Raw genomic sequence first — 22,523 nt, 5'->3', positions numbered from 1 at the left:
AACCACACACTCAACAGCCCAAACAAAGAAGGAGTGACAAGCTTGTTACCTCAATTATTAGCCTATTTGCTTCAAATCATCAAGGCCCAATATCAAATCATTGTGTATTTGATGGGTGTGATCGTGGGAAAATCCCTGAATCGTAAGGACTTGGACGAACTCGTCCAAAAACCGTACCGAAAACTTCAGGTCGATGACCTTCCGATCATCGATGTGCCGGAAACCTTTGATTACCGGAAGCTGTTGGCGGACTACGAAGCCCAGCACGAACGTCCTTTGCGGCCCATCCAGCGCCGCGCGAAGGCGAAACACCGTGTTCCGGATTCGTTGACCTGCCCTCGCTGCCAGGCTCCCTCTTCTTACCTGTACGCCAATAACGGCGGAAACGGGCAATACCAATGCAAAGTGTGCCAGTGCCGGTTCAACCACCGAAATCGGTTTACCAAGCAAGCGGTCTTTCGCTGCCCGCACTGCAAAAAGACGCTGGAAAAAATCAAGGAACGCAAAGAATACCACATCTATAAGTGCAAGAACAACGATTGCCCGTTTTACCAGGCCGACCTTCGCCGGATGACCAAGAAGGAGCGCCAACAGTTTCAACAGGATCCTCAAGCCTTCAAGGTGCGGTATTTGTTTCGAGAGTTCTTGTTTGACTTTCTCCCGTTGGCTTCCTCGTCGCCCATCAAGCCGAAGGTCGATTTGTCCCGGCTGGCTGCGTCGCCGCACGTGTTGGGGCTCGTGTTGACGTACTACGTCAACTTTGGGATGTCCTCGAGGGAGACCGCCGCCGCCATGAAGGACATCCATGGCGTCTCGATCTCCCATCAGACGGTGCTCAACTACGCCAACAGCGCCGCGCTTTGGATCAAGCCCTTTGTCGACCGGTTCCCATATGAGCTGTCCGGTTCGTTTTGCGGGGACGAGACGTATATTCGCGTCAAAGGGCGCTGGCATTACCTGTTCTTTATGTTCGATGCCGTCAAAAAGATCGTGCTGTCGTATCGCGTCTCGCCCAACCGAGACACGCTCTCGGCCATCCAGGCCATCGATGATGTCCTCAGGAAGCTGCCGTCCCTCCCAGACGACTTGTCGTTTGTCGTGGATGGCAACCCGATTTACCGGCTGACGCAACACTTCTTCGCCCAGCACGGGATTTCGTTTGACGTCCGCCAGGTGATCGGCCTAACCAACGAAGATCCGGTCTCGGAAGAGTTTCGCCCTCTCAAACAGATCATCGAGCGATTCAACCGGACCTTTAAAGGCAACTACCGCCCGACCCATGGGTTTGGTGCGGAAGAAGGCTCGGTGTCCTTTGTGATGCTGTTTGTGGCGTATTTCAACTTCCTGCGCCCACATAGCGCACTCGAAGGCCGGATCCCGGTCGTCATCCCGGAACTGGCGGACCTTCCGCATATGCCGGCCCGGTGGACGAAGCTCATCGCCATGGCACAAGCGTTTCTCCAACAAGAGGCGGCCTGACTTTTTTGTCCGCCGGAGCCCGTTGAACAGAACTCCTGCCGGATTCGGCGAAGCGAACCCTTGACCAACCGAACACCGCCAAAGGTAAAATTCGGTTATGGCAAGGGCGGCTTTCTTATTGCCTTCTTTTTGTCCCCGTCGCCCTTGATGACTCTTCCGCACCTTTGGCGGGTGTTGGTCAAGGGCGAATCCGGCCCTCCGAATGCCCCACGATGCTCAATGGGATGATCTGTGTGGAGTTTTCATAGAACTTTTGACGCTACCACTTTCAAGGTATTGTCAAAAGTTTATCCTCCACACTCACGGTTTTCTCCTGAGTTTCAACCGTTGGAAGAAAAAAAGTTTGCCACCCCCGTTGTTTTCGGCCATCATTGAGGTAACCCCACACCCAACACCCAAAACAAAGGAGTGACAAGCTTGTCACCTCAATTATTTATTAGCCTATTTGCTCGAAATAATCAAGTCCCAACATCAAATCATTGTCTATTTAATTGGTGCCTTATTAGGAAAATCCTTAAGCCGCAAAGACATGGACGAACCAGTTCGAAAACCGTACCGAAAACTTCAAGTCGATGACCTTCCCATCATCGTTGTCCCAGAAACACTCGACTACCGGCAGCTTTTAGCCGACTACGAAGCCCAGCACGGGATTCCGTTTGACGTCCGCCAAGTGATCGGACTGACCAATGAGGATCCGGTGTCCGAAGAGTTCCGCGCGCTCAAACAAATCATCGAGCGATTCAACCGGACATTTAAAAACTATCGGCCGACTCACGGATTTGGCGCGGAAGAAGGCTCGGTGTCCTTTGTCACGCTGTTTGTGGCGTATTTCCACTTCCTGCGCCCGCACGGTGCACTCGAAGGCCGGGTTCCTGTCGTCATCCCGGAGCTCGCCGATCTGCCCCATATGCCGGCCCGGTGGACGAAGCTGATCGCCATGGCTCAAGATTTCCTCCAACAAGAGGCAGCCTAACTTTTTTGTCCGCCGGAGCCCATGGATCAGAAGAACAGCCGGATTCGGCGAAGAGAACCCTTGACCAACCGAACCTCGTCAAAGGTAAAATTCGGTAAGGGCAAGAGCGGCTTTCCTATGCCCTCTTTTTTGTCCCCGTCGCCCTTGACGTCCCTTTCACACCTTTGGCGGGTGTTGGTCAAGGGCGAATCCGGCTCCAAGGATACCTTACGATGCTCCATGGGATGGCGGATGTGGAGTTTTCATAAAACTTTTGACGCTACCCGATCATACGGCTGGCGGCAACCATATCGTTCTTTCAACATTGTTGCCATTGGCAGCTGTTTTATGCCTTCTGCCAACTTTTCATCAACGACGCTCGCATCGGCAATATGCCGCAAAATCATCTCCCGCGTTTCGCCAAACAAAGCAGCGGACTGTTCGAGCTCTTGCATCACTTCATCCGCATAGCGGCATTGTTCTTGAATATAGTTTAGCACGTCTTGAGCCCGATTTTCGACTCGATCGATCAGCTGATTTCGTCTCTTTTATTGTACAGGAAAGAAGAGAGACAACGTTGTGATGTTGATCACATTCCCTTGTTGTCCGCTTTTTTTGCTTGTGTGAGATGTATCACAACGTTGACATGGAAAACAAGGTATGCTGAAGCTGTAACGATTTGGTGATGGAGGGACCCGAAATGGAACAGCGGTTTACCGAACAATCGTTGATCGGCGATATTGTCACTCAATTTCCGAAAGCAGCGGATTTGTTTAAAGCGCGGCGCATTGATTTTTGCTGCGGCGGACAGCGCCCGTTAAAAGAAGCGATCGAAGAGCTCGGACTCGATGGCGAAGCGCTCCTTCGCGAGCTGAACACCCTTTATGCGGAGGCGCAAAACAAACCGGCCGGAAACTGGAGCGAAGCGCCGCTAGCCGATTTGGTCGATCATATCATCAACACGCACCACCGCTATTTGAACGAGGAGCTGCCGCAGCTCAGCCCGTATGTCACGAAAGTATTGCGCGTGCACGGCATGCACCATCCGCATCTGTCCCGCGTGCATAAATTGTTTCATGAGTTAAAAACGGAGCTTGAGCAACATCTCATTAAAGAGGAAACGGGCGCATTCCCGCTCATTTTGCAATTTGCCGACAACCCGTCGCCGGAAAACCAGGAGGCGGTCGAGCGGGCCATTCGCGAACTGGTCAATGAACATGACGCAGCCGGCGATTTGATGAAAGAAATTCGTGAAATCACAAACGACTTCACCCCGCCGGAAGACGCGTGCGGCACGTACCGGCTCGTCTACAACCGACTCGCGGTGCTCGAAGACGATTTGTTTACCCACATCCATTTGGAAAACAACATCCTCTTCCCGCGCGTGTTGGCGGCGGTGAAGGCATAAGCAGACGAATCCATTCCCCTATTTCTAAGGTAAAGGCAGGCGCATCGAGCGATAAAAAGCAGGGCTGCTTCTTTGACGAAAAGAGCAGCCCCGTTTCTTTGTTATCCCCCAATATACGACATTTCAATTTTCGGGCGCTGTTTCGCTGTCTCTGCCGTCCGTTCTTCCGAATAGCGGTCTGTCCGCTCGCTCCAAATGGCGGCGATCAACGCCTTCAGCTCTTCTTTCCCCGCGCCGGCGCGCAGTTTGTCTTTCAACGACACTCCCTCAGAAGCAAACAAACACGTGTACAGCTTGCCATCGGCGGAAATGCGCGCCCTCGTGCAGCTTTGGCAAAACGTTTCCGTCACTGAGGCGATAAAGCCGACTTCCACCTCCGTGCCGACGTAGCGATAGCGGCTCGCCACTTCGCCGAAGTACGCTTTTTCAACCGGTTCAAGAGGGTGCATGGAGTTGATTTGTTCATACATCTCTTTTTTCGTCACGACATGGGAATAATCCCAGCCGTTCGTTGTGCCGACATCCATAAATTCAATCAAGCGGAGCGGAATGCCCAAGTCTTTAAAGTAGGCCGCCATCGGCACGATTTGCGAGTCGTTCCATCCTTTTTTGACGACCATGTTCACTTTCACGCCGAGCCCCGCCGCCAGGGCGGCTTCGATGCCTTTCAACACCGGGGCGGCGCCGACGCCAATGCCGTTCATTTTTCGGAAAATGTCATCATCCAACGCATCCAAACTGACGTTGACGCGCTTCAACCCGGCTTCTTTCAACCGCTGCGCCCATTTCACCAAATGAACGCCGTTGGTCGTCAATCCAATATCGCGCAGGCCAGGGAGCGCGGACAGCCGCTCAATGAGCGCATCGAGGTCGCGCCGAAGCAACGGCTCGCCGCCGGTCAGGCGGATTTTTTCAACGCCAAGCTCGACAAAACATTCCACTAAAAGCGCCATTTCGTCAACGGTTAACAGCTGGTCTTCCGCCAAAAAGCGAAAATTCGGCCCGAACACTTCCGCAGGCATGCAATAGACGCAGCGAAAATTGCATTGATCGATGACCGACAACCGCAAATCGCGAAGCGGGCGGGCGAGGCGGTCGGTGATCTTCACCCGGTCGCGCTCTTCCATGTCGCTCCCTCCTTTCCCTTTCATGGGCCGCGTGATGTTCCAACGGCCTGCTCCTTATCGCTGCCAACGGCCTAGTTTCGCCGCACAGGACAATAAACTAAATGACAATCCAATCGTGACCGCCACCCATGCCCACGCCAACTCCATCCGCCCCGACTCCATCGCCATATAGACAGCGGTGGGGATCGTTTGCGTTTTTCCCGGAATATTCCCGGCAAACATGAGCGTCGAGCCAAACTCCCCCAGGCTGCGGGCAAACGACAGCACCGCCCCGGACAACAAGGCGTTTCTGGCCAGCGGCAGCGAAATATGCCAAAACACTTGGCGCTCATTCGCCCCATCGATGCGCGCCGCTCCTTCAACGGTTGGATCAACGGCTTCCAGACCCGCTTTGGCCGCCTGGTACATGAGCGGAAACGACACAACAACCGCCGCCATCACCGCCGCGCCGGGTGTAAACAGCACCGTTGTGTGAAACCACGTTTCCATCAACTTTCCGATCGGGCTATGCCGCCCAAACAGCACAACAAGCAAAAAACCGACAACCGACGGCGGCAGCACGAGCGGCAACATAAACACCGTCTCCACGATCGTCTTTCCACGAAACCGGCGGCGCGCCATCCACCTCGCCGCCGCTGTTCCAAGGATTGCGACGATCACGCCGGCAAGAAGCGATACGTTTATCGATAACCATACCGGTGACCAAAACTCTTCCATCGACGAGCCTCTCTCTGTTCCATCTCCCTTTTACCATACGAAAACAAACAGTAGAATGCTGTGATGCTACTCACATTGTAACATAGAAAAAGGAAAAACCAATTTAGAAAAAATTGTGACGCCTCGCACAAAAAACAGTAACCGGTGATTTTTTTCACTCTCTCCCGATGTGATGATTTTTACAATAGAAATAGCTGAATGAATGGAGGGGCTATCGATGGAAGCTGCAGTGAATGGATATTTTCCCCATTTACGTTCTTTGTTGCAATCGTCGAAAAAAGTGATTCCACTTCGCAAGCACTCCTTTTTGTTCCAAGAAGGGATGCCGGCCAATGAGCTGTACTTGATTCTTTCCGGCAAAGTGCAAGTGAGCAAAATTTGCCCGAACGGAAAAGAAATGTGCTTCCGCATTTGCGGAAGCGGGGAAATCGTCGGCGAGCTGACGCTGTTTACGAACGATGCACGCTACTTGTTGACGGCCAAGGTAATAGAGCCAGGCGAAGCGGCAGTCATAAACAAAGAGGAACTGGAACAGCAGCTGCTGATCAATCCGCCCCTTACCCTTGAATATATGCGCTGGATCAGCAAGCATGTCCGGCGGACGCAGATGAAGTTTCGCGATCTTATCATGCACGGCAAAAAAGGGGCGCTCTATTCAACACTCATTCGTTTATGCAACAGTTATGGCGTCCCGCTTGAAGATGGAAGCATCTTCATTGACGTAACGTTAAAAAACCAAGACTTGGCCAACTTTTGCGGCACGACGCGCGAAAGCGTCAACCGGATGCTCAATGCGTTAAAACAGGAAGGGATTATCTCGATGAAGCGGGGGAAAATTACGGTTCATGATTTAAACTATTTGAAAACGGAAATTCAATGCGAAGACTGTCCGGCGGATATTTGTTGCATTGAGTGAGCGGTGCACCGTAGTTAGGGGTCTGTCTGATCGTTCCCCTTCGATACACAGCAACGACCAAGCCATTTTGGCGCGCTGATTAGAAGAACGCCCGACCGACCGTTGTTCGCGGCCTGCCGGACGCTCTCTTTTTTTCGATTGTGATGCGAATCACTTCTTTTTCTTTTCACCGCCGTATAATACGTTTTCCCTTTGTCAATTTCAATGTCAGTGATTTGCGCCGTCATTTCAACGCGGACGTCATGCAGACCGATCCGCTCCATTTTCAACGGCACCGGTGCTTGGTTCAATCCTTTATGCGCCGCTAACATGTTCGCAGCAGACTGTTGCGTAGTTGCCGCTGTTCCGTTTTTATTTTCCGCCTTTGCCTCTCCTCCTCCCCCGTTGCTGCATGCGGCCAAACGCGATGCAACCAACGCAACTGACAACAACGTAGACACATTTCGTTTCACTGTTTTCCCCCCCTTCAGTTGATTTGATTTACACCTTCAGCGTACGCCATTTCTGCCTTTTCCCCTAGTGATTTGTATCACCAAGGAGCGGCCATGTTTGAAAAGTTCGTGAAATAATGAGCAATAAATATTCGCAATGTAGCAACCGTAACGAATGTAGCCCTATTCACTAACGGAGAACGACCTTCCTCTTTGCGGATCGCCATTTTCCATCCTTTCGTTGAGCTTGTACCTCCGCAAACCAAAAAGAGGCCAAAAGCATATGCTTTTGGCCTCTTTGGATCTGGAATCGGATTTTACGATGCGTATCGCTTCGTCGGTTCGCCGGCTTTTTTGCCAAATACGAGCCGGTTCAGCAAGAAGCAAATAAGGGCAAACAAGCTAAGGAGCAGAAAACCGAGCACGTACGAACCTGTTGCATCTTTCAGGATCCCCATGACAATCGGCGGAAAAAAGCCGCCAAGTCCGCCCCAGGCACCGACAAGGCCGGTGACGGCGCCCGTTTCGGCTGGGAACAGCTGCGGCACGAGTTTGAACACCGCACCGTTGCCCAGCCCAGACATCACGGCCATAAACAAACAAGCCGCTGTCATCACCCAAATATTTTCCATTCCAAACGCGATCACCAACGCGCCGATTGTCATTCCAGCGTAGACGAACGTCAACACCTGTTCAGCTCCGATTTTATCGCCAAGATAGCCGCCGACTGGCCGTGCGAGCGTAGCGAGTACAGTAAACCCAGCCGCGCGCATCCCAGCATCCACTGGCGTTAACCCATACAAGTCAACGAGCAGCGCCGGCAAGTAAATGCCGAAAGCGACAAACGCCCCGCCCGTAACAAAGTAAAAGAGCGACAACGTCCACGTATGTTTATATTTCAATACCGACAGCGATTCACGCACCGTTTTTTGTTGTTTCGGTTTCGGCATATCCGGTGTGAAAAACCAAACGAGAACGAGCATGACGACAACCGGAATGATCATCCCCCAAAAAGCCCAAGGCACACCAAACGCTGCGGCAATCGATGGAACGGAAAACGAAGCAACCGCCGTGCCGATGTTGCCTATCGAGTTAATCCCAAGCGCCGTCCCTTGCTTTTCCGGCGGAGTCAAGCGGGAAACGAACGTCATCGAAATGGCGAACGACGTTCCGGCCATGCCGATGAAAAACGCCCAAAACAGAAGCATCGCATACGAATCTGCAAACCCTGCGCCAACAAGCGGAATGACAAGAAACAAGAGCAGCAGCGAAAACAGCCTGCGCCCGCCGATCTGGTCCGTCCAAATGCCAAGCGGCACACGCATGATCGAGCCAAGCAGCACCGGAATGGCGACCAAAATGCTTTTTTACGTCGATGTCAGCCCGTACATTTGCTGAAACGTACTCGCAAGCGGCGAAAACACGGCCCACACGACGAATGAAAACAACATGGCGAACGTCGTAATCGGCAGCAGCGCCTTTTGTTTATTCATGAAAAGCCCCTCCCAAACTTTCAAAATTTGTGACGCTGTTTGTACTTCCATCATACACAGGAAAAGGAAACAGATTTGTGAGGCTTATCACATTCTTGCCTGTTGTCACCATTTTGCCACAAGCGTTGTCACGGTTTTGTCACATCCAAAAAAAGAAAAAGCCCGTCCCCAAAAGGAACGGACACGATTTGGCAGAACGTTTTTCACATCCGAACGATAAGAAACGCTGTTGGGCGCACACATCTCTTCCGCCCCGTCTACGGAAACAACTTGTTTTCTCACCCACTCCGCCCGTATCTCCTGCCTCATAAACAACCAATACGCGATCGCAAAGCAGATGAGAGTGGCGGCAATGAGCGCGGTCACCTGCGGCCAAATGAGCAGCAAACTTTGCGAGAATGGCAAGGGGGGCGCAACAGCGCCGGCCGTTTGCTCCACCGTGACGATCCCTAGCGTTCGGACGTCCGGCGAAAAAGGCAGTTGTTGATTCATTGAACAAGTAGCTCGGCGACAATCTCATGAGACCAAGCACCAACTCTTGACGGCCGACCGCCTGCTCGACGGACGTAATGGCATCAAACTGCAAAAACGATTTCGCAAACACTTCCACGATCATCGAGTAGAAAAGATTGAAAAACAGCCAAACGGCCATCGACGACAACGCGGATGTCGCCGCCTGGCGGAAGACGACGGAAAACAAAATGCCGAGATTCAGCCAAAAGGCGATATACACAAGACATAACAACAAAAAGCAGACCATGCGGGCAAACTCTTCGAAAGTAGGCGGAATCACCAAGACCAAAATGCCCAACGCCATCACGAGCAGGCCGAGCGAAAGAAACAAAACAGCATTCAACAACAGCGCAGCGACAAACACCAAAAGGAGGAAGCGCGGCGCCGACCGGGCCCGAGACCTTTATAGTCGAGTTGAACCACGAATGATCTTTCAACAAAAACGGGGAAGGGCGCCTGCTCCTCCCCCGTATGTTTTGAACACACATCCAACATCCGCCGCATGCGCCCGGGCAACCATCTCACGAACGCCGTAGCGCCGTCATTTTAAGCGGCTGTTTTTCACCGCCTTCTTACCGTTGGCTTCGCTCTTTTGTCCGCAGCGCCTTTGGAATGTAAACACAATACGGCTCGCTTTCCAAATAGTCGCCCGTTACAGCGTAAGCGCGTGAACGAGAGCCGCCGCACACATATCGGAACTCGCAGACGCCGCATTTTCCTTTATATTTGTCCGGATTGCGCAAGTCTTGGAAAATCGGCGAGTGTCGGTAAATGTCCGCCAGCGGCGTTTCCCGGACGTTCCCGGCTTTGACCGGCAGCAGCCCGCTCGGATAGACGTCGCCAATATGGGAAATAAAGACGAAACCGTTGCCGTCGTTTACTCCTTTCGGCGCGCGGCCGAGCCCGTCGACTTGTCCGGTCAACCCTTGGTTCAACACATCTTCGTAACGGATGCCGCCTTTTGTCGCTTTTCCTTCGCGCATTTTCGCCTGCAGCACAACGCGGCGGTAATGCTGGCCGGCTGTCGTTTTAATGTCAAACGGAACGCGCTTGCTCGTTTCATACAACCAGCGGAACACCCGCTCATGCTCGATGGGGGAAATCATGTCCTCCTCCTTCCCCCTGCCTGTCGGCACAAGGAAAAAGACGCTCCAAAGGACGCATTTCATCTTCTCAACCAATTCCGCCATTTCATCAAGCACATGAACGTTGTATCGCGAAATGACGGTGTTGATTTGCACGGGAATGTCGAGCTCATGCAAGTATTGAATCGCACGGATCGTCAAATCAAACGAGCCGCTCACGCCGCGGAAATGGTCGTGAATCTCGGCGTTCGGCCCGTCAAGGCTAAATGCCCAGCGCGACAGGCCGACCTCTTTTGCTTTGCGGATCGCCTCTTTCGTCACGTTCGGCGTCGCGCTTGGCGTCATTGACACGCGCAGCCCTTTATCGATCGCATATTTCGCTAAATCGTACACATCCGGACGCATGAGCGGATCGCCGCCCGTAAAGACGAGCATCGGCTGATCCATCGCGTAAATCTCATCGATCAGTTTTTTCCCTTCCTCAAACGTCAACTCGCGCGGATCGCGATGGTATTGCGCTTCGGCGCGGCAATGAAGGCACTTGAGTTGACAAGCTCTCGTCAATTCCCAAATCACAATAAACGGATTTTCATTAAAATCGCGCATTGCGGCCCCCTCCTTGGCCTCCATTGTACCGCAACATTCAGGCGCGTTATGTGATATCGATCACATCCACAGCAAAGCCACAACAGAGGGCGATCGTACCATGGGCGAAGATGACAGCCATCTGAACAGGCGGTATAATATATTGACCCGACATACGCCCAAAAAGTAAAGCAAGGATGGCTCTTCTGATTGAAAAAAAGTATATGCTATGTCTGCTTCGGCCACAATTCCCCCTTCACCGGTACTCTCCCTCCGTATTGACATTGCGCCATACGGTTTCATCCGCGGCAAGCTGTTGGGCGTCAACATAGCGGACGCGGGCGCGGTCAATAAGCGAGATCATCCGCCGTTCGCCGGCATCAAGCAGCTCGGCGATCACGGAGCGAAGCCGTCGGTGGTATAAGGCGACCAATGGTTCGGGACGGACGCCATGGAGCGGGACGATGGCGTCAAACATCGGATCAATATAGGAAGCAAGCCGCTCTGTCACTTCCCGCCGCATGTACGGCATGTCGCACGGCAAGACGAACACCCAATCCGCTCGGCTCTGTTCCATAACGGTGTAAAGGCCGGCCAGCGGCCCACAGCCGCGGCAGCGCTCGACATCGAGCAGCACCGGGATATCCGTTTGGCGGCGGAATTCATCGACAAGCGACGGGTGGCTGACGATATACAATTCATCCGCGATCGGATCGAGCGCCGCGACCGACCAAGTGAAAAACGGGGCGCCTTCGTGCAGCGCAAACGCCTTCGGCCGCCCGAACCGGCGCGACTGGCCGCCGGCGAGCACCGCTCCGGCAATGGCTCGTTTCATCTCTATCCCCTCTTTCCGAACATCATCTGTCCCTACCGTACCATACGAACCGGCGAAAAAAAAAGATTTCCGCCTGTCGACGGAAATCCCTATGGAGCGGATGATTTATTTTTTGCCGATGGCCACCCGCCATACGTCCGGCCCTTCCTCTAAGTACTCCCATGTAAACTGATCCGGACGCTCCATCATGAATTGGTATTGCAGCGGACGCGGGTCATGGTCATTCGTCAGCTCCATCACTTCCCCCGGCTTCAAATTGTCAAACAGCCGAAAAATTGCCGGATGGCGATCGCGCGGCGGATAGTCCGGGGCGTGGATTTTGGCAGCAAATTGGTTCATAACATTGGCCTCCTTTGTAGTATAATGAATTATATACTTTATCATAACCGCTTGAACCTTGGGGGGTAGTGACGAGCGTCACAGCCCGAAGGTGAACATGTTCAATCCCCATGAAAGGAGAAATGGCGGTTGGAAGAGCTTGTTGGCTTTTGCGCGCAATGCGGCAAGCCGATCCATTGTCTGCATGGGTTTTTAAACGGCGTCGTCAGCCGAGAAACAGAGACGTTGTACTGCTTTCCATGCCATGACAAGCAAAAGGAAACCGAACACACCACGCCGGACAAATGCCACAAGTGATTGAAAACGTTCACAAATGAAAGGGGGCTGACCCAAAAATCCACTAACAAGTGGACTTTTGGAGCCAGCTCTTTCTTTTTTAAATCGTACATTGATCATGAACGATTCCGATTAAATCCCTTGTTTCTCCCTATTATTAAAGAAAGGAAGTTCGATTTTCTTAAAAACAATGTCGCTGCCGGGATTAACATGACCGTACGGGCTAAAACGCACTCCTTTTCCTGGACGGATACAAAGCGACAATGACACAAAACGTTATTTTCAAATTTCTACGAATCATTTATAATATGAATGGGGAACGATTGTCCTCATTTGTTCTGCGCTACAATCCCATCCCTTTCCTCAACTACTTACTCTACACGTTCGTTTCCCCAGTCCTCAAAAGAAAGGAGCGATTCATCATCACTCGCTTTTCCAGGGCTGCTATATATCTTATTAGAAGGGAGGATTTTCCTCGGAAGAGATATTGAACCAAATTTTGGACAAGCTCCAAATGATCGAACATGAAGTAAGCGATATCAAAACAAACATGGCAACGAAACAGGAGCTCGAAGAAGTGAAGCAAAACTTCACAACAGAGCTTGAGGATATTAAAGCCAACATGGCAACGAAACGAGAACTTGAAGAAGTGAGGAATCGTTTCACAAAAGAGTTCGAAGATATTAGAACCAACATGGCCACTAAACAAGAACTCGAAGAAGTGAAGCATAGTTTCACAAAAAAGATCGAAGACATTAAAGCCAACATGGCCACCAAGCAAGAGCTTGAAGACATTAAAACCAACATGGCCACCAAGCAGGAGCTTGAGGACGTAAAGAACAACCTAATGAAAGAATTAGATCATGTCAAAGCCAATATGGTCACAAAGCAAGAATTTGTTTTCCTCCAACAAGCAGTGCTTGAAACAAATGAAATCGTTAAGAAAATAGAACAAAACATGGAAAAGCACGAACGGATTTTAGATCTTCTTTCTAGGCGTTCGATTGAACACAAAGCGGCAATTTCCAGCATTCGTCTTATAAAGACAACATGAGCAAGGAGGAAGCATCTCTCCTTGCCTTTCTGAGGTGCGGCCACCTTTATAGTAAAGGTAGAAACATCTCCATCGGAATGCGTTCGACCATTTCGTAAACTACATGAGCCATATGATCCAGTGGAATGATATCGCCTGGCAACGTGAGATGATTCATGGTACACTCTTCAAAAATTATGATGATGTTTCATAAACGAATCGCTCCTTTTCCAGTGATAGTGGTTATGGTAACTCTATTCTGCCAGAAAACGAACGATATTTTGGTGTAAAAAAGGGGCTAATTCCAAAACGCATTCGCGTTTTGGGTCAGCCCCGTTTTGGTTATTCTTCCTCCGCCAAATTCGCCACCGGCAGCTCTTCCCCTTCGCCGTGCGTTGGCTTGCGCAAATGGAACAGCACCTTGATGGCGAAAACAAGCAACGCAACGACGCCGATCAAAAAGATCGTATCCGGAACAAAGCGGACAAGCAGCAAGTTTTGTACGACGTCTTGTTGCAAGAACGAAGGCGAACGGGACGCCCAATAGCCGTGTTCAAACGCTTCTTTGATTTGCAGCACCCCAACCGGGAGAAGCGTGATGAGAACCATGCCAGCCAGGCCGATGTTCAGCATCCAGCAAGAGAATTTCAGCCATTTGTCGTTCCATGCTTCCGGTTTGACGATGTTGCGCAGCGAGTAAAGAAGCACGGCGATCGCAAACATGCCATACACGCCCATCATCGCTCCGTGGCCGTGAGCCGGCGTTAAGAATTGCCCGTGTTCAAAGTAGCTGACCGCCGGCAAGTTGATCAGAAAGCCGAGCACCCCTGCGCCGACCAAGTTCCAGATCGCTGTGGAGATCAAAAACCAGAATGTGGCCTTATACGGGAAGTTGACCCCGCCGTCGCGCATCATTTTATATTGTTCATACGCTTCTAAAATAAGGAGCGTAAGCGGAATGACCTCGAGCGCCGAGAACACCGCGCCAAGAGCGATCCAAATTTCCGGTGAACCGTTGTAGTAATAGTGGTGGCCGATGCCGATGACACCGCTGCCTAGTAAAATCGTAAATTGGAAATAGAGAGCCCGGACCGTCGATTTTTTCGTCACCAATCTCATTTGTACGAGCAAAAACCCGATGACAACAACGGCGAACACTTCGAAAATGCCTTCGACCCATAAGTGGATGATCCACCAGCGCCAAAAGTCAGCCATCGTAAAGTTCGTATCCGGCTCGATAAAGAACGCGAAGATGTAAAAGAATGGAACGGCGATGGCTGAGTAAAACAGCAAGTGGATGAGACCGCCTTTGTCGCTTTCTTGCTTCAGCCCTCGTTTGATGCCGCGAAAGACGATGAACAGCCAAAGCAGCATGCCCACGACTAAAATGATTTGCCAAACGCGGCCGAGCTCAATGTATTCCCATCCTTGATGGCCAAACAGAAACCATTCGTTCCCTAAGTAGCCGTTGACGCCTAGCCATTGGCCGATCATGCTGCCGGCGACAAGGACGACAAGCGCCCAGAAGAGCAAATCAACAAGCAACCCTTGCTTTTTCGGCTCTTGCCCGCCGACAAGTGGCGCGATGAAAATCCCCATGCCAAGCCAAGCGGTGGCAATCCAGAAAATCGCCAGCTGCAAGTGATACCCTTTGGCGATGTTAAACGGCAATAGGTCATGGATCCATTTGATGCCGAAGAAGCTGTCCGGTTCCGTATAGTAGTGGGCGAGCAACGCCCCGAACATCGCTTGCACGAAAAAGAGCGCGGCGACGACAACGAAATATTTGCCCGCTTTCACTTGCGACGGAGTAAGCGGCTGCCGCCGCAAGTCGATGACCGGAAACTTCCCTTCTGCATACGCTTCTTGCATGCTTAACTGATAGCGGTGGAACACATACAAAATGATCCCGATGAACAAAATCAAAATCGTGACGCTCGCGCCGCTCCACCATACCGCGGAAAATGACATCGTATTGCCGGCGTCCTCATAGTACGGCCAGTTGTTCGTATAAGTGATGTGGTCGCCAAGTCTTGGCGTGCTTGACAGCCAAGCGGTCCAGAAGAAAAAGTCGGCAATTTGCTTGATTTGGTCGCCGTCCGCGACCCAAGCACGGCCTGATTTTGGCATGTCGCTTTCTTTGATCAATCCTTTTTTCAATCCCCAACCGTCGCCATTGGTGAACACGTCGCGGTAATAGTCGCGCACTTTTTCCAACCCGTATACTTGCGCATCTGTCAGGACGAGAACATCCGTAACCGGGTTGTAGCGATTTTTTCGCATTTCCTTGATGACTTGTTCGCGGATGATCGTTTTCTCATCGGCGGTTAAATCGGCAAACGGTTTGTGATACCGCTCTTTTGCTTTGTAATCTTGCATGCCTTCCGTATAAATTTTCAACGCTTCTGCCGTATAGTCCGGCCCCATATACGACCCATGCCCAAGCACGGTTCCGTAATCCATCAGCCCGTATTTTTGGAAGACGGCCTGCCCGCCGATGATCGTTTCTTTCGTCATCAACACTTGGCCGTCTTCACTGCGAACTTCCTTCGGCCTCGGCGCCATTTCTTTAAAAATCCAATATCCGCCGACAAGCAGGACAGTGAAGCTGATTAAAATGGTGAAAATGAGAATCGATTTGAGAAAACTGTTGGTCGTTTGCCGCCCCGGCCGCATGTTGGGGCGAACGGATCGATGAACTTCCATATGAGACAACCTCCTTCTCGTTTGTTCGCCCCCATTGTAGCGTGCTGAATCGAGGCCGGTTTGTGAGCTGGGGCAAATGTCCGTTATGATTTATATCACAGCTTTATGGCGTAAGAATGTATACAATGAAGGCAAAAAAGGCCAAACGGCGCGGATGTTCAAAAAGAGAAAAGCATCGATGCTCTGTTGACAGCCGCCACACTTTTGTCACATTTCCAAAGGAGAGAACGCCATGGCGAACCATTGGATGAAAGACCGCTTAAAAGCTGTTCCGTTGTTTCGTGAACTGTCCGATTACGAGCTTGATTCGCTGGTTGCCATTTCCCACGTGCGCGTTTACAAGCCGCGGACGTTTGTCTTTATGCAAGGCGACCCGTTAGAACGTGTCTATTTCATTCATTCCGGCACGGTAAAAATTTATAAAACGGACTTCAGCGGGAAAGAACAAATCGTTTCGATTTTGCAGACGGGAGAAATGTTTCCGCATGCCGGCTTTTTCTTAAAAGGCACCTATCCGGCCCACGCCGAAGTGGTCGAGGAAGCGACATTGATCGCGATCCCGATCCACGATTTCGAACAAGTGCTGATGGCGAGCCCTGAACTTTGCATAAAACTGTTCCGCGTCATGGGCGAAAAAATCGTCGACTTGCAAAACCGGCTTGAGGCGCAAGTGCTCCATAATACGTACGAACAAATCGTGCTGCTTTTGTTGCGGCTGACGCGCACGAACGCCGTCAAACAAGGGAAGTGGCACCGTCTCACCGCCCATGTGACGAACCGCGAGCTGGCCAACATGATCGGCACCGCCCGGGAAACGGTCAGCCGGACGTTGAGCCAGCTGAAACGGAAAGGGCTGATTGACGTCGACGAACACGGCTTTTATTTGATTGACCGCGAAGGGCTCGAACAAGAAATCTTTTTCTAACTCCTTTTTCCCCATCGTCCGGTACCGGTCGGGATGCGCAATGGAGCTGATGGGGTTTCCTTTCAAACATTTCGGCAAGCCCATCTTTCTGGAACATGCTATTCCGCCCTTTCAAACGAAAACGAAACCTTTTTTCCAAAGTGGAATATGTCATGTTTCGGCCGAAAGATGTGAGCTATATCACAACATTCCACAGTGAAAATAATTATCATGATAGTCAAAAAGGAGGAAAGCGCATGGGTGTGACGATTGAACTCGATGTGCGCGAAGATTTGCGGCAGAAACGTGAGCCGTTTGAAAAAATTATGAACGCCATCAAACCGCTGCAGCCGGGCGATACGTTCATTTTGCACGCTCCATTCAAGCCGCTGCCGCTGTTTCCGATTATGAAAGCGAAAGGGTTTACGTACGAGGCCGAACAAATCGAAAAAAAACATTGGAAAGTAACGTTTGTGAAGCAGGGGGGATGACCGATGATCCTCGATAACCGCGGACTCGAGCCGCCGCAGCCGATGATGCGGACGCTCGCTGCCCTCGCGAAGCTGAATCCTGGGGAGACGCTGACGATCATTAACGACCGCCGCCCGATGTTTTTGTACGAACAGCTTGACGAGCTCGGCTACCGGCACGAGACGGTCGCACGCGAAGACGGCAGCTTTGAAATCCGCATTACGAAAGGATGAGCAACGTGTTTCCTACTCGCACGGGGACGGAAACAGACGTCCGTCTTCCGTTCTCGTTTATCATGTTCGCCGTGTTGGCGTTCGCCGCATCGCAGCTTATGTTGCTTGGAGCGATTCCCTCACTTAGCAGCGGCGCGTTCCGGCTGCCGTTCGTATGGGCGGCGGCCCACCTGGCGTTGCTTGGCTTTGCATTGATGACGGCCATGGGGGCGATGTACCAGCTCGTTCCGGTCGCCTTTTTGACGCCGATTTGGAGCGAGCGGCTCGGTTTTTGGCAGTTTGCGATCACCGCTCTCGGCATCGTCACCTTTGCCGCCAGTTTAGCGTTTACGCCAAACCAAGCGTTTCTCCCTGGCTTGCTTCTGCTGTTCGGCATCGTGCTGTTTGTCTGGCAAATGGCGATGACATTAAAACAACAAAAAAACAAAACGATCATGACGCTGTTTGTCGCGACTTCCTTGTTGTTTTTGCTGCTGACGGGCGCCGCTGGAGGGCTGCTTGCCTTTCACTTTTTCGCCGCCACAGGCGCCAACAGTCATGAAACGGTGTTCGGCTTGCATGTGCTGTTCGGGCTGTGCGGCTGGTTCACACTTCTCATCATAGGCTTTTCGTACAAAATGGTACCGATGTTCTCGCTCGCCCACGGCTTTTCGCTGCGGCCGGCGCGTTACGTCTATGCGCTGTACATCAGCGGGATTGCGGTGGCGTTCGCCAGCTTATTCTTGCGAAGCCACGCATGGCTTGCAGCCGGTGCAGCCTTGCTCATGAGCGGATTCCTTGTTTTCGCCTGGCATATCCGCGCCATTTTGCAAAAGCGGATGAAAAAAACGCTTGACCGCCCGTTCCGCTTTTCGCTTTCGGCCATCGTCATCGGCCTTGTGCTGCACGTTGCCGCCTTTGTCGCCATCGTCGTCGGCAGCGGACGGCTGCTTGGCATCATTGTTTATCTATTCATTGTCGGCTGGATTCTCTTCAGCATCGTCGGCTATTTGTTCAAAATCGTGCCGTTTTTATGGTGGACGCATCGCTACAGCGAAAAAGTCGGCCAACAAAACGTGCCGACGTTAAAACAAATGATGAATGAACGAGCCGTCACCGTCCAATGCCGCCTATGGCTTTTCGCCCTCGCGCTGGCGGCCGTTGCGCTTGCTGTCGCGAGCGTGCCGCTGTTCGCCATCACTCAAGTACTGTTGGCTGGATTAAGCGTTGCCTTTGCCGGAACGATTTTAACGGTCTTCCGAAAATAAGCGAATGAGGAGGAAAAGAACGATGGATGTCCGCGAACTTGCCATTCAACAGCTGAAAACGGTCCTTGATCCGGAGCTCGGCATTAACGTCGTCGATTTAGGGTTGATTTATGACTTAAAAATCGAAGATGGGCATATCAATGTCCTGATGACGCTCACGACCCCCGGCTGCCCGCTTCACGACTCGATCGCCGGCGGCGTCAAACGGGCGCTTGAGCACATTGACGGCATCCGTGACGTGCGCGTCCAAGTGACATGGAACCCGCCATGGACGCCGGAGCGAATGAGCGAAGAAGCGCTCCGGCAGCTTGGGCATTTTTCTTGAAACACTCCACTTTTCCATCCCCTTTTCGCCGTTCGCCCGTGTTGGGCGGGCGGTTGTTTCATTGTTCTGCAACTGCTGAACACTCCCCGCCCTTTATTTTTGTATCATATAGAAAAACAAGAACCATCGCTTGGCTATTTAAAGGAAAAACGAATCGAGGCCGCGAATCATATGCCAAGAGGTGAGAGCGATGTTTGCTAAAATCGACGAGCTGAAACAACGGTTGGATGCGTTGCGCCCTTTGCCTCTAGGGAATGAATCGATTGTTTTCTTGGTATGAAACGAATCAATATGCTCTTCATCCAATCGAACTGGCGGCTCGTTTCCATTTTCAGCTCGTATCTATATACACGTTCCACAACCATGCCATCAAAGGAACGATGACAAAAAAGGCGAAGGCGATGTATCCGACATATCGAATCCACCGGGGAAATCCTCGCCAATCGAGGGCTTCCCGCTTCATCGCCCCTCCCGCGGCAATCCGATCCAACTCTTCGACCGGCGAAAACACCCGGTCATCCATCCGTTGAATCTCTTCTGTCCGTTGCGTTTCATGCCTCTCTTCTTTTCGAGATCCCTTCATGACGCCCCTCTTCCCCACGATTTTCATGAACAGACCAAAACGATGGTTCCATCCAACAGCCGCTATCCCCAAACATTCAACCTAATCAGCTGTGATGTTTTCCTCTTCATTATACCGTCTCTCATCGTCAGAAAGCACCCATATTTTCCACGCATTTCATGAGAGAGGACAAATGCACTTCTTCTAAGTTGGACGATGTATCTCGCTGCCCGCAGCCCCGTCTCATTCCTTCACCCGCAATAGGCGCATGCTGTTGAGTGTCACTAGCAGCGTCGCGCCCATATCGGCGAACACCGCGAGCCAAAGGGTGAGCCAGCCCGGGACGGCGGCCACGAGTGCCAGCACTTTAAGCCCTAAGGCGACGGCGATGTTTTGCCGGATGACGGCAAGCGTTCGGCGCCCAAGGTGGACGGTGTACGGCAGCTGGCGCAAATCGTCGGCCATGAGCACAACATCGGCTGTTTCCAAGGCGGCATCCGTCCCCGCCCCGCCCATCGCCACACCAATATCGGCCGCGGCCAAGGCAGGGGCGTCATTCACCCCGTCGCCGACCATGGCGGTCATGCCGCAACGTTCTTTCAGCTCGCGGATCGCCGCCAGCTTCTGTTCCGGAAGGAGCTCGGCGCGAATATCGGATACGCCCGCTTGACGGCCGATGGCCTGTGCGGTTTGCTCGTGATCGCCCGTCACCATCACCACTTCCGCCACCCCAAGGCGCCGCAGCGCGGCAACCGTTTCCGGGGCGGACGGCCGCAGTTGATCGGCCGCGGCGACAAGCCCCAACAGCCGATCGGCCGTGCCGACGGCCATCACGGTTTTTCCTTCGTCCCGAAAGGCAGAGATTTGCTTTTCCGCTTCATCGGGCAACTTCCCGATCCAACTGGTAAACAAAGCGGGGCTGCCGATATAGTACGTGTTCCCCGCAATCACCGCCTTCACTCCTTGGCCGGTGAGCGATTGAAACTCTTCGACGGCCACATCAAGAAACGGTGCTCCCTCTTCTTCCGCTTTGCGGACGATGGCAGAAGCCAAAGGGTGCTGCGACCGTTTTTCGATGGCGGCGGCGATGGCCAACAGCTGCTCACGTGTTCCTTCATACACGACGACATCGGTCACGGCTGGTTTCCCTTTCGTCAACGTCCCGGTTTTATCAAAGGCAACGGCACGCAGCCGGCCGATTTGTTCGAGATGCACGCCGCCTTTGATGAGCACGCCGCGCCGAGCCGCGTTTCCGATGGCGGTGACAATCGCCACCGGGGTGGAGATGACGAGCGCGCACGGGCAGCCGATGACAAGAACGGCAAGACCGCGGTAAATCCAATCAAGCCACTCCCCGCCCATCACGAGCGGCGGAACGATGGCGATCAGAAGCGCGGTCACGATAATAAACGGCGTATAATAGCGAGCAAACCGGTCGACGAACGCTTGCGACGGCGCCCGCTCCGCTTGCGCCTCTTCCACAAGATCAATCATTTTCGCCAATGTCGTCTCATCCGCCCGCTTTGTTACTTCAACTTCGAGGAATCCTTCTCCATTCAGCGTCCCGGCAAACACTGCATCCCCCACTGCTTTTTCCACCGGCAGACTTTCACCGGTGATCGCCGCTTCATTCACTGTGGAGGCGCCGCTTATGACAATGCCGTCCAAAGCGATTTTTCCCCCTGGTTTGACGATCATGACATCCCCGACGCGAACGTCTTCGACCGGAACGGTCATTTCCTCCGTGCCGCGCCGGATGGTCGCCTCCGCAGGTGCCATCTCCATCAATGATGCGATCGACCGCCGCGCGTTCTCCATCGAATAGCGCTCAAGCGCTTCACTGATGGCGAACAAAATGACAACAACCGCCCCTTCCTGCCATTCCCCGATCGCCGTTGCACCGAGAATGGCGATCGTCATTAATGTTTTCATATCAAACTGCCAGCGGGACAGATTCCGGAGCCCCGTCCAGAACAGGGAGTAGCCTCCGATCACGATCGCCGCCAAATACATCGCAATCGCCAGCATCCCCTTGTCCGCCGCATCGGCCGCAATGCCAATCAGAAGCAATACAGCAGAGACAAGGACGTTCCTGTTCTCTTTCTTCCTCCAAAACGGTTCCGGCCGGACGGTGCGCTCTCGTTCTTCACGAATGGTCAACTGTTCAAACGCTCCTGCCTGCTCAAGTTCATCAATCGTCGCCTCGCCCCAAACGGTGAGCTTGGCGGCGCCGAAATTCACTTTCGCCTCTTTCACGCCGGGCAAGGATTTCACGTTTTGTTCAAACTTAGCTGCGCAGTTTGTGCACGTCAGTCCTTGCACGCGGTATGTTTTGGCCTCGAGCCGATCTAATGTTTGTTCATTCCCCACGGCCATCCCCCTCTTTCCGATGGGCGAGCGCGACAAGCAGCAGCTCGCGAATATGGTCGTCATCCAGCGAGTAAAAGGCGAGTTTCCCCTCTTTTCGATATTTCACAATTCCTTGCTTATACAAAATGCGCAAATGATGTGATGCCGTCGCCACCGTCGCACCAATGACGTTCGCTAGGTCACAGACGCACAACTCCTCTTCACCGCAAAGCGCATACACGATCTTCGCCCGGTTTTCATCGGCAAGCGCCTTAAAAAAAGGGACAATCTCGGCAATTGGTTCATCGCGAAGCCGCCGCTGAACCCGCTCGACCTTCTCGTCGTCATAACAGTAAACGTCGCACACATCATGACGGTGCATTCCTTCTCGCTCCTTGCCAATATTCAAATATTCATTTGAATATAGAATAGCATATCTCCCCCTTATATTCAAATATTCATTTGAATAAAAAATGTTTTCAAACGAAAAATCCGCCTTTTTTGTTTAAAAGGCGGATTTCCTCTTGTGAAGCACGC

Annotated in this window: 21 protein-coding genes and 3 pseudogenes; 11 read left to right on the top strand and 13 right to left on the bottom strand. The window is 52.3% G+C overall.

What is annotated here, in order from left to right:
- Positions 1-42 precede the first annotated feature (42 nt).
- Both QSJ10_RS03375 and QSJ10_RS03370 read left to right on the top strand, forming a co-directional pair.
- A complete protein-coding gene (locus QSJ10_RS03375) occupies positions 43-1,479 on the top strand; it encodes a DDE-type integrase/transposase/recombinase (protein ID WP_053532790.1) in 1,437 nt (478 codons plus the stop codon).
- A gap of 634 nt (positions 1,480-2,113) precedes the next feature.
- Positions 2,114-2,452: pseudogene (locus tag QSJ10_RS03370) on the top strand (transposase family protein); the annotation flags it as partial.
- Between the two features lie 242 nt (positions 2,453-2,694).
- Here the strand turns inward: QSJ10_RS03370 and QSJ10_RS03365 are convergent.
- Complete coding sequence (locus tag QSJ10_RS03365; protein WP_049626322.1) at positions 2,695-2,931, bottom strand: hypothetical protein; 237 nt, start codon at positions 2,929-2,931, stop codon at positions 2,695-2,697.
- A gap of 200 nt (positions 2,932-3,131) precedes the next feature.
- Here QSJ10_RS03365 and ric point away from each other — a divergent pair, with 200 nt between their 5' ends.
- Complete coding sequence (gene ric, locus QSJ10_RS03360; RefSeq protein WP_289493451.1) at positions 3,132-3,839, top strand: iron-sulfur cluster repair di-iron protein; 708 nt, start codon at positions 3,132-3,134, stop codon at positions 3,837-3,839.
- Positions 3,840-3,940: 101 nt separating this feature from the next.
- Here the strand turns inward: ric and moaA are convergent, their stop codons facing one another.
- Together moaA and modB are read right to left on the bottom strand one after the other, a co-directional pair.
- A complete protein-coding gene (gene moaA / locus QSJ10_RS03355) occupies positions 3,941-4,966 on the bottom strand; it encodes a GTP 3',8-cyclase MoaA (RefSeq protein ID WP_289493450.1) in 1,026 nt (341 codons plus the stop codon).
- Between the two features lie 54 nt (positions 4,967-5,020).
- Positions 5,021-5,683, bottom strand: coding sequence for a molybdate ABC transporter permease subunit (gene modB, locus QSJ10_RS03350; protein WP_289493449.1), 663 nt, complete (start codon positions 5,681-5,683; stop codon positions 5,021-5,023).
- A gap of 217 nt (positions 5,684-5,900) precedes the next feature.
- Here modB and QSJ10_RS03345 point away from each other — a divergent pair, with 217 nt between their 5' ends.
- Positions 5,901-6,599, top strand: coding sequence for a Crp/Fnr family transcriptional regulator (locus tag QSJ10_RS03345; RefSeq protein ID WP_289493448.1), 699 nt, complete (start codon positions 5,901-5,903; stop codon positions 6,597-6,599).
- A 14-nt stretch (positions 6,600-6,613) separates the two neighbouring features.
- On the opposite strand, the gene QSJ10_RS03340 is transcribed toward QSJ10_RS03345, so the two are convergent.
- The 6 genes and pseudogenes from QSJ10_RS03340 to QSJ10_RS03315 all read right to left on the bottom strand — a co-directional run bounded on the left by QSJ10_RS03340 (position 6,614) and on the right by QSJ10_RS03315 (position 11,880).
- A complete protein-coding gene (locus tag QSJ10_RS03340; protein WP_049625535.1) occupies positions 6,614-7,051 on the bottom strand; it encodes a hypothetical protein in 438 nt (145 codons plus the stop codon).
- Between the two features lie 296 nt (positions 7,052-7,347).
- A pseudogene (locus QSJ10_RS03335) lies at positions 7,348-8,523 on the bottom strand (MFS transporter).
- A gap of 288 nt (positions 8,524-8,811) precedes the next feature.
- Positions 8,812-9,400, bottom strand: a pseudogene (locus QSJ10_RS03330) (ABC transporter permease subunit); the annotation flags it as partial.
- A 208-nt stretch (positions 9,401-9,608) separates the two neighbouring features.
- On the bottom strand, positions 9,609-10,727 hold the full coding sequence (locus QSJ10_RS03325; RefSeq protein WP_033013776.1) for a TIGR04053 family radical SAM/SPASM domain-containing protein: 1,119 nt from the start codon (positions 10,725-10,727) through the stop codon (positions 9,609-9,611).
- Between the two features lie 235 nt (positions 10,728-10,962).
- Complete coding sequence (locus QSJ10_RS03320) at positions 10,963-11,541, bottom strand: molybdenum cofactor guanylyltransferase (RefSeq protein ID WP_033013777.1); 579 nt, start codon at positions 11,539-11,541, stop codon at positions 10,963-10,965.
- A gap of 105 nt (positions 11,542-11,646) precedes the next feature.
- Positions 11,647-11,880: a DUF2249 domain-containing protein gene (locus QSJ10_RS03315; protein WP_033013778.1), complete on the bottom strand. Its 234-nt coding sequence runs from the start codon at positions 11,878-11,880 to the stop codon at positions 11,647-11,649.
- 129 nt (positions 11,881-12,009) lie between these two features.
- Here QSJ10_RS03315 and QSJ10_RS03310 point away from each other — a divergent pair, with 129 nt between their 5' ends.
- Positions 12,010-12,177, top strand: coding sequence for a hypothetical protein (locus QSJ10_RS03310; RefSeq protein ID WP_011230263.1), 168 nt, complete (start codon positions 12,010-12,012; stop codon positions 12,175-12,177).
- Positions 12,178-12,670: 493 nt separating this feature from the next.
- Complete coding sequence (locus QSJ10_RS03305) at positions 12,671-13,210, top strand: hypothetical protein (RefSeq protein WP_049625122.1); 540 nt, start codon at positions 12,671-12,673, stop codon at positions 13,208-13,210.
- A 321-nt stretch (positions 13,211-13,531) separates the two neighbouring features.
- Here QSJ10_RS03305 and QSJ10_RS03300 read toward each other — a convergent pair whose 3' ends face one another.
- On the bottom strand, positions 13,532-15,895 hold the full coding sequence (locus QSJ10_RS03300; protein WP_033013780.1) for a nitric-oxide reductase large subunit: 2,364 nt from the start codon (positions 15,893-15,895) through the stop codon (positions 13,532-13,534).
- Between the two features lie 232 nt (positions 15,896-16,127).
- Here QSJ10_RS03300 and QSJ10_RS03295 point away from each other — a divergent pair, with 232 nt between their 5' ends.
- The 5 genes from QSJ10_RS03295 to QSJ10_RS03275 all read left to right on the top strand — a co-directional run bounded on the left by QSJ10_RS03295 (position 16,128) and on the right by QSJ10_RS03275 (position 19,075).
- A complete protein-coding gene (locus QSJ10_RS03295) occupies positions 16,128-16,820 on the top strand; it encodes a Crp/Fnr family transcriptional regulator (RefSeq protein ID WP_011230259.1) in 693 nt (230 codons plus the stop codon).
- A 236-nt stretch (positions 16,821-17,056) separates the two neighbouring features.
- Positions 17,057-17,290: a DUF2249 domain-containing protein gene (locus QSJ10_RS03290; protein WP_049626636.1), complete on the top strand. Its 234-nt coding sequence runs from the start codon at positions 17,057-17,059 to the stop codon at positions 17,288-17,290.
- A gap of 3 nt (positions 17,291-17,293) precedes the next feature.
- Positions 17,294-17,503, top strand: a complete 210-nt coding sequence (locus QSJ10_RS03285) for a DUF2249 domain-containing protein (protein WP_013146125.1) — start codon at positions 17,294-17,296, stop codon at positions 17,501-17,503.
- Positions 17,500-18,750, top strand: a complete 1,251-nt coding sequence (locus tag QSJ10_RS03280) for a membrane protein (protein WP_049624323.1) — start codon at positions 17,500-17,502, stop codon at positions 18,748-18,750. The genes QSJ10_RS03285 and QSJ10_RS03280 overlap by 4 nt, the downstream gene beginning before the upstream one ends.
- 22 nt (positions 18,751-18,772) lie before the next feature.
- On the top strand, positions 18,773-19,075 hold the full coding sequence (locus QSJ10_RS03275) for a metal-sulfur cluster assembly factor (RefSeq protein WP_011230255.1): 303 nt from the start codon (positions 18,773-18,775) through the stop codon (positions 19,073-19,075).
- A gap of 331 nt (positions 19,076-19,406) precedes the next feature.
- Here QSJ10_RS03275 and QSJ10_RS03265 read toward each other — a convergent pair whose 3' ends face one another.
- From QSJ10_RS03265 to QSJ10_RS03255, 3 genes are all read right to left on the bottom strand, one after another.
- A complete protein-coding gene (locus QSJ10_RS03265; protein WP_049624322.1) occupies positions 19,407-19,658 on the bottom strand; it encodes a hypothetical protein in 252 nt (83 codons plus the stop codon).
- 222 nt (positions 19,659-19,880) lie between these two features.
- Entirely contained in the window at positions 19,881-22,007 is a 2,127-nt protein-coding gene (locus QSJ10_RS03260; RefSeq protein WP_080986189.1) for a heavy metal translocating P-type ATPase, read from the bottom strand.
- Positions 21,997-22,368: an ArsR/SmtB family transcription factor gene (locus QSJ10_RS03255; protein ID WP_033005425.1), complete on the bottom strand. Its 372-nt coding sequence runs from the start codon at positions 22,366-22,368 to the stop codon at positions 21,997-21,999. The genes QSJ10_RS03260 and QSJ10_RS03255 overlap by 11 nt, the downstream gene beginning before the upstream one ends.
- Positions 22,369-22,523: the final 155 nt, after the last annotated feature.

It is taken from the genome of Geobacillus stearothermophilus ATCC 12980, from assembly GCF_030369615.1.
Taxonomy (GTDB): Bacteria; Bacillota; Bacilli; order Bacillales; family Anoxybacillaceae; genus Geobacillus; species Geobacillus stearothermophilus.
The sequence above is the reverse complement of the archived record's forward strand: the minus strand, read 5'-3'. Positions and strand labels throughout refer to the sequence as shown.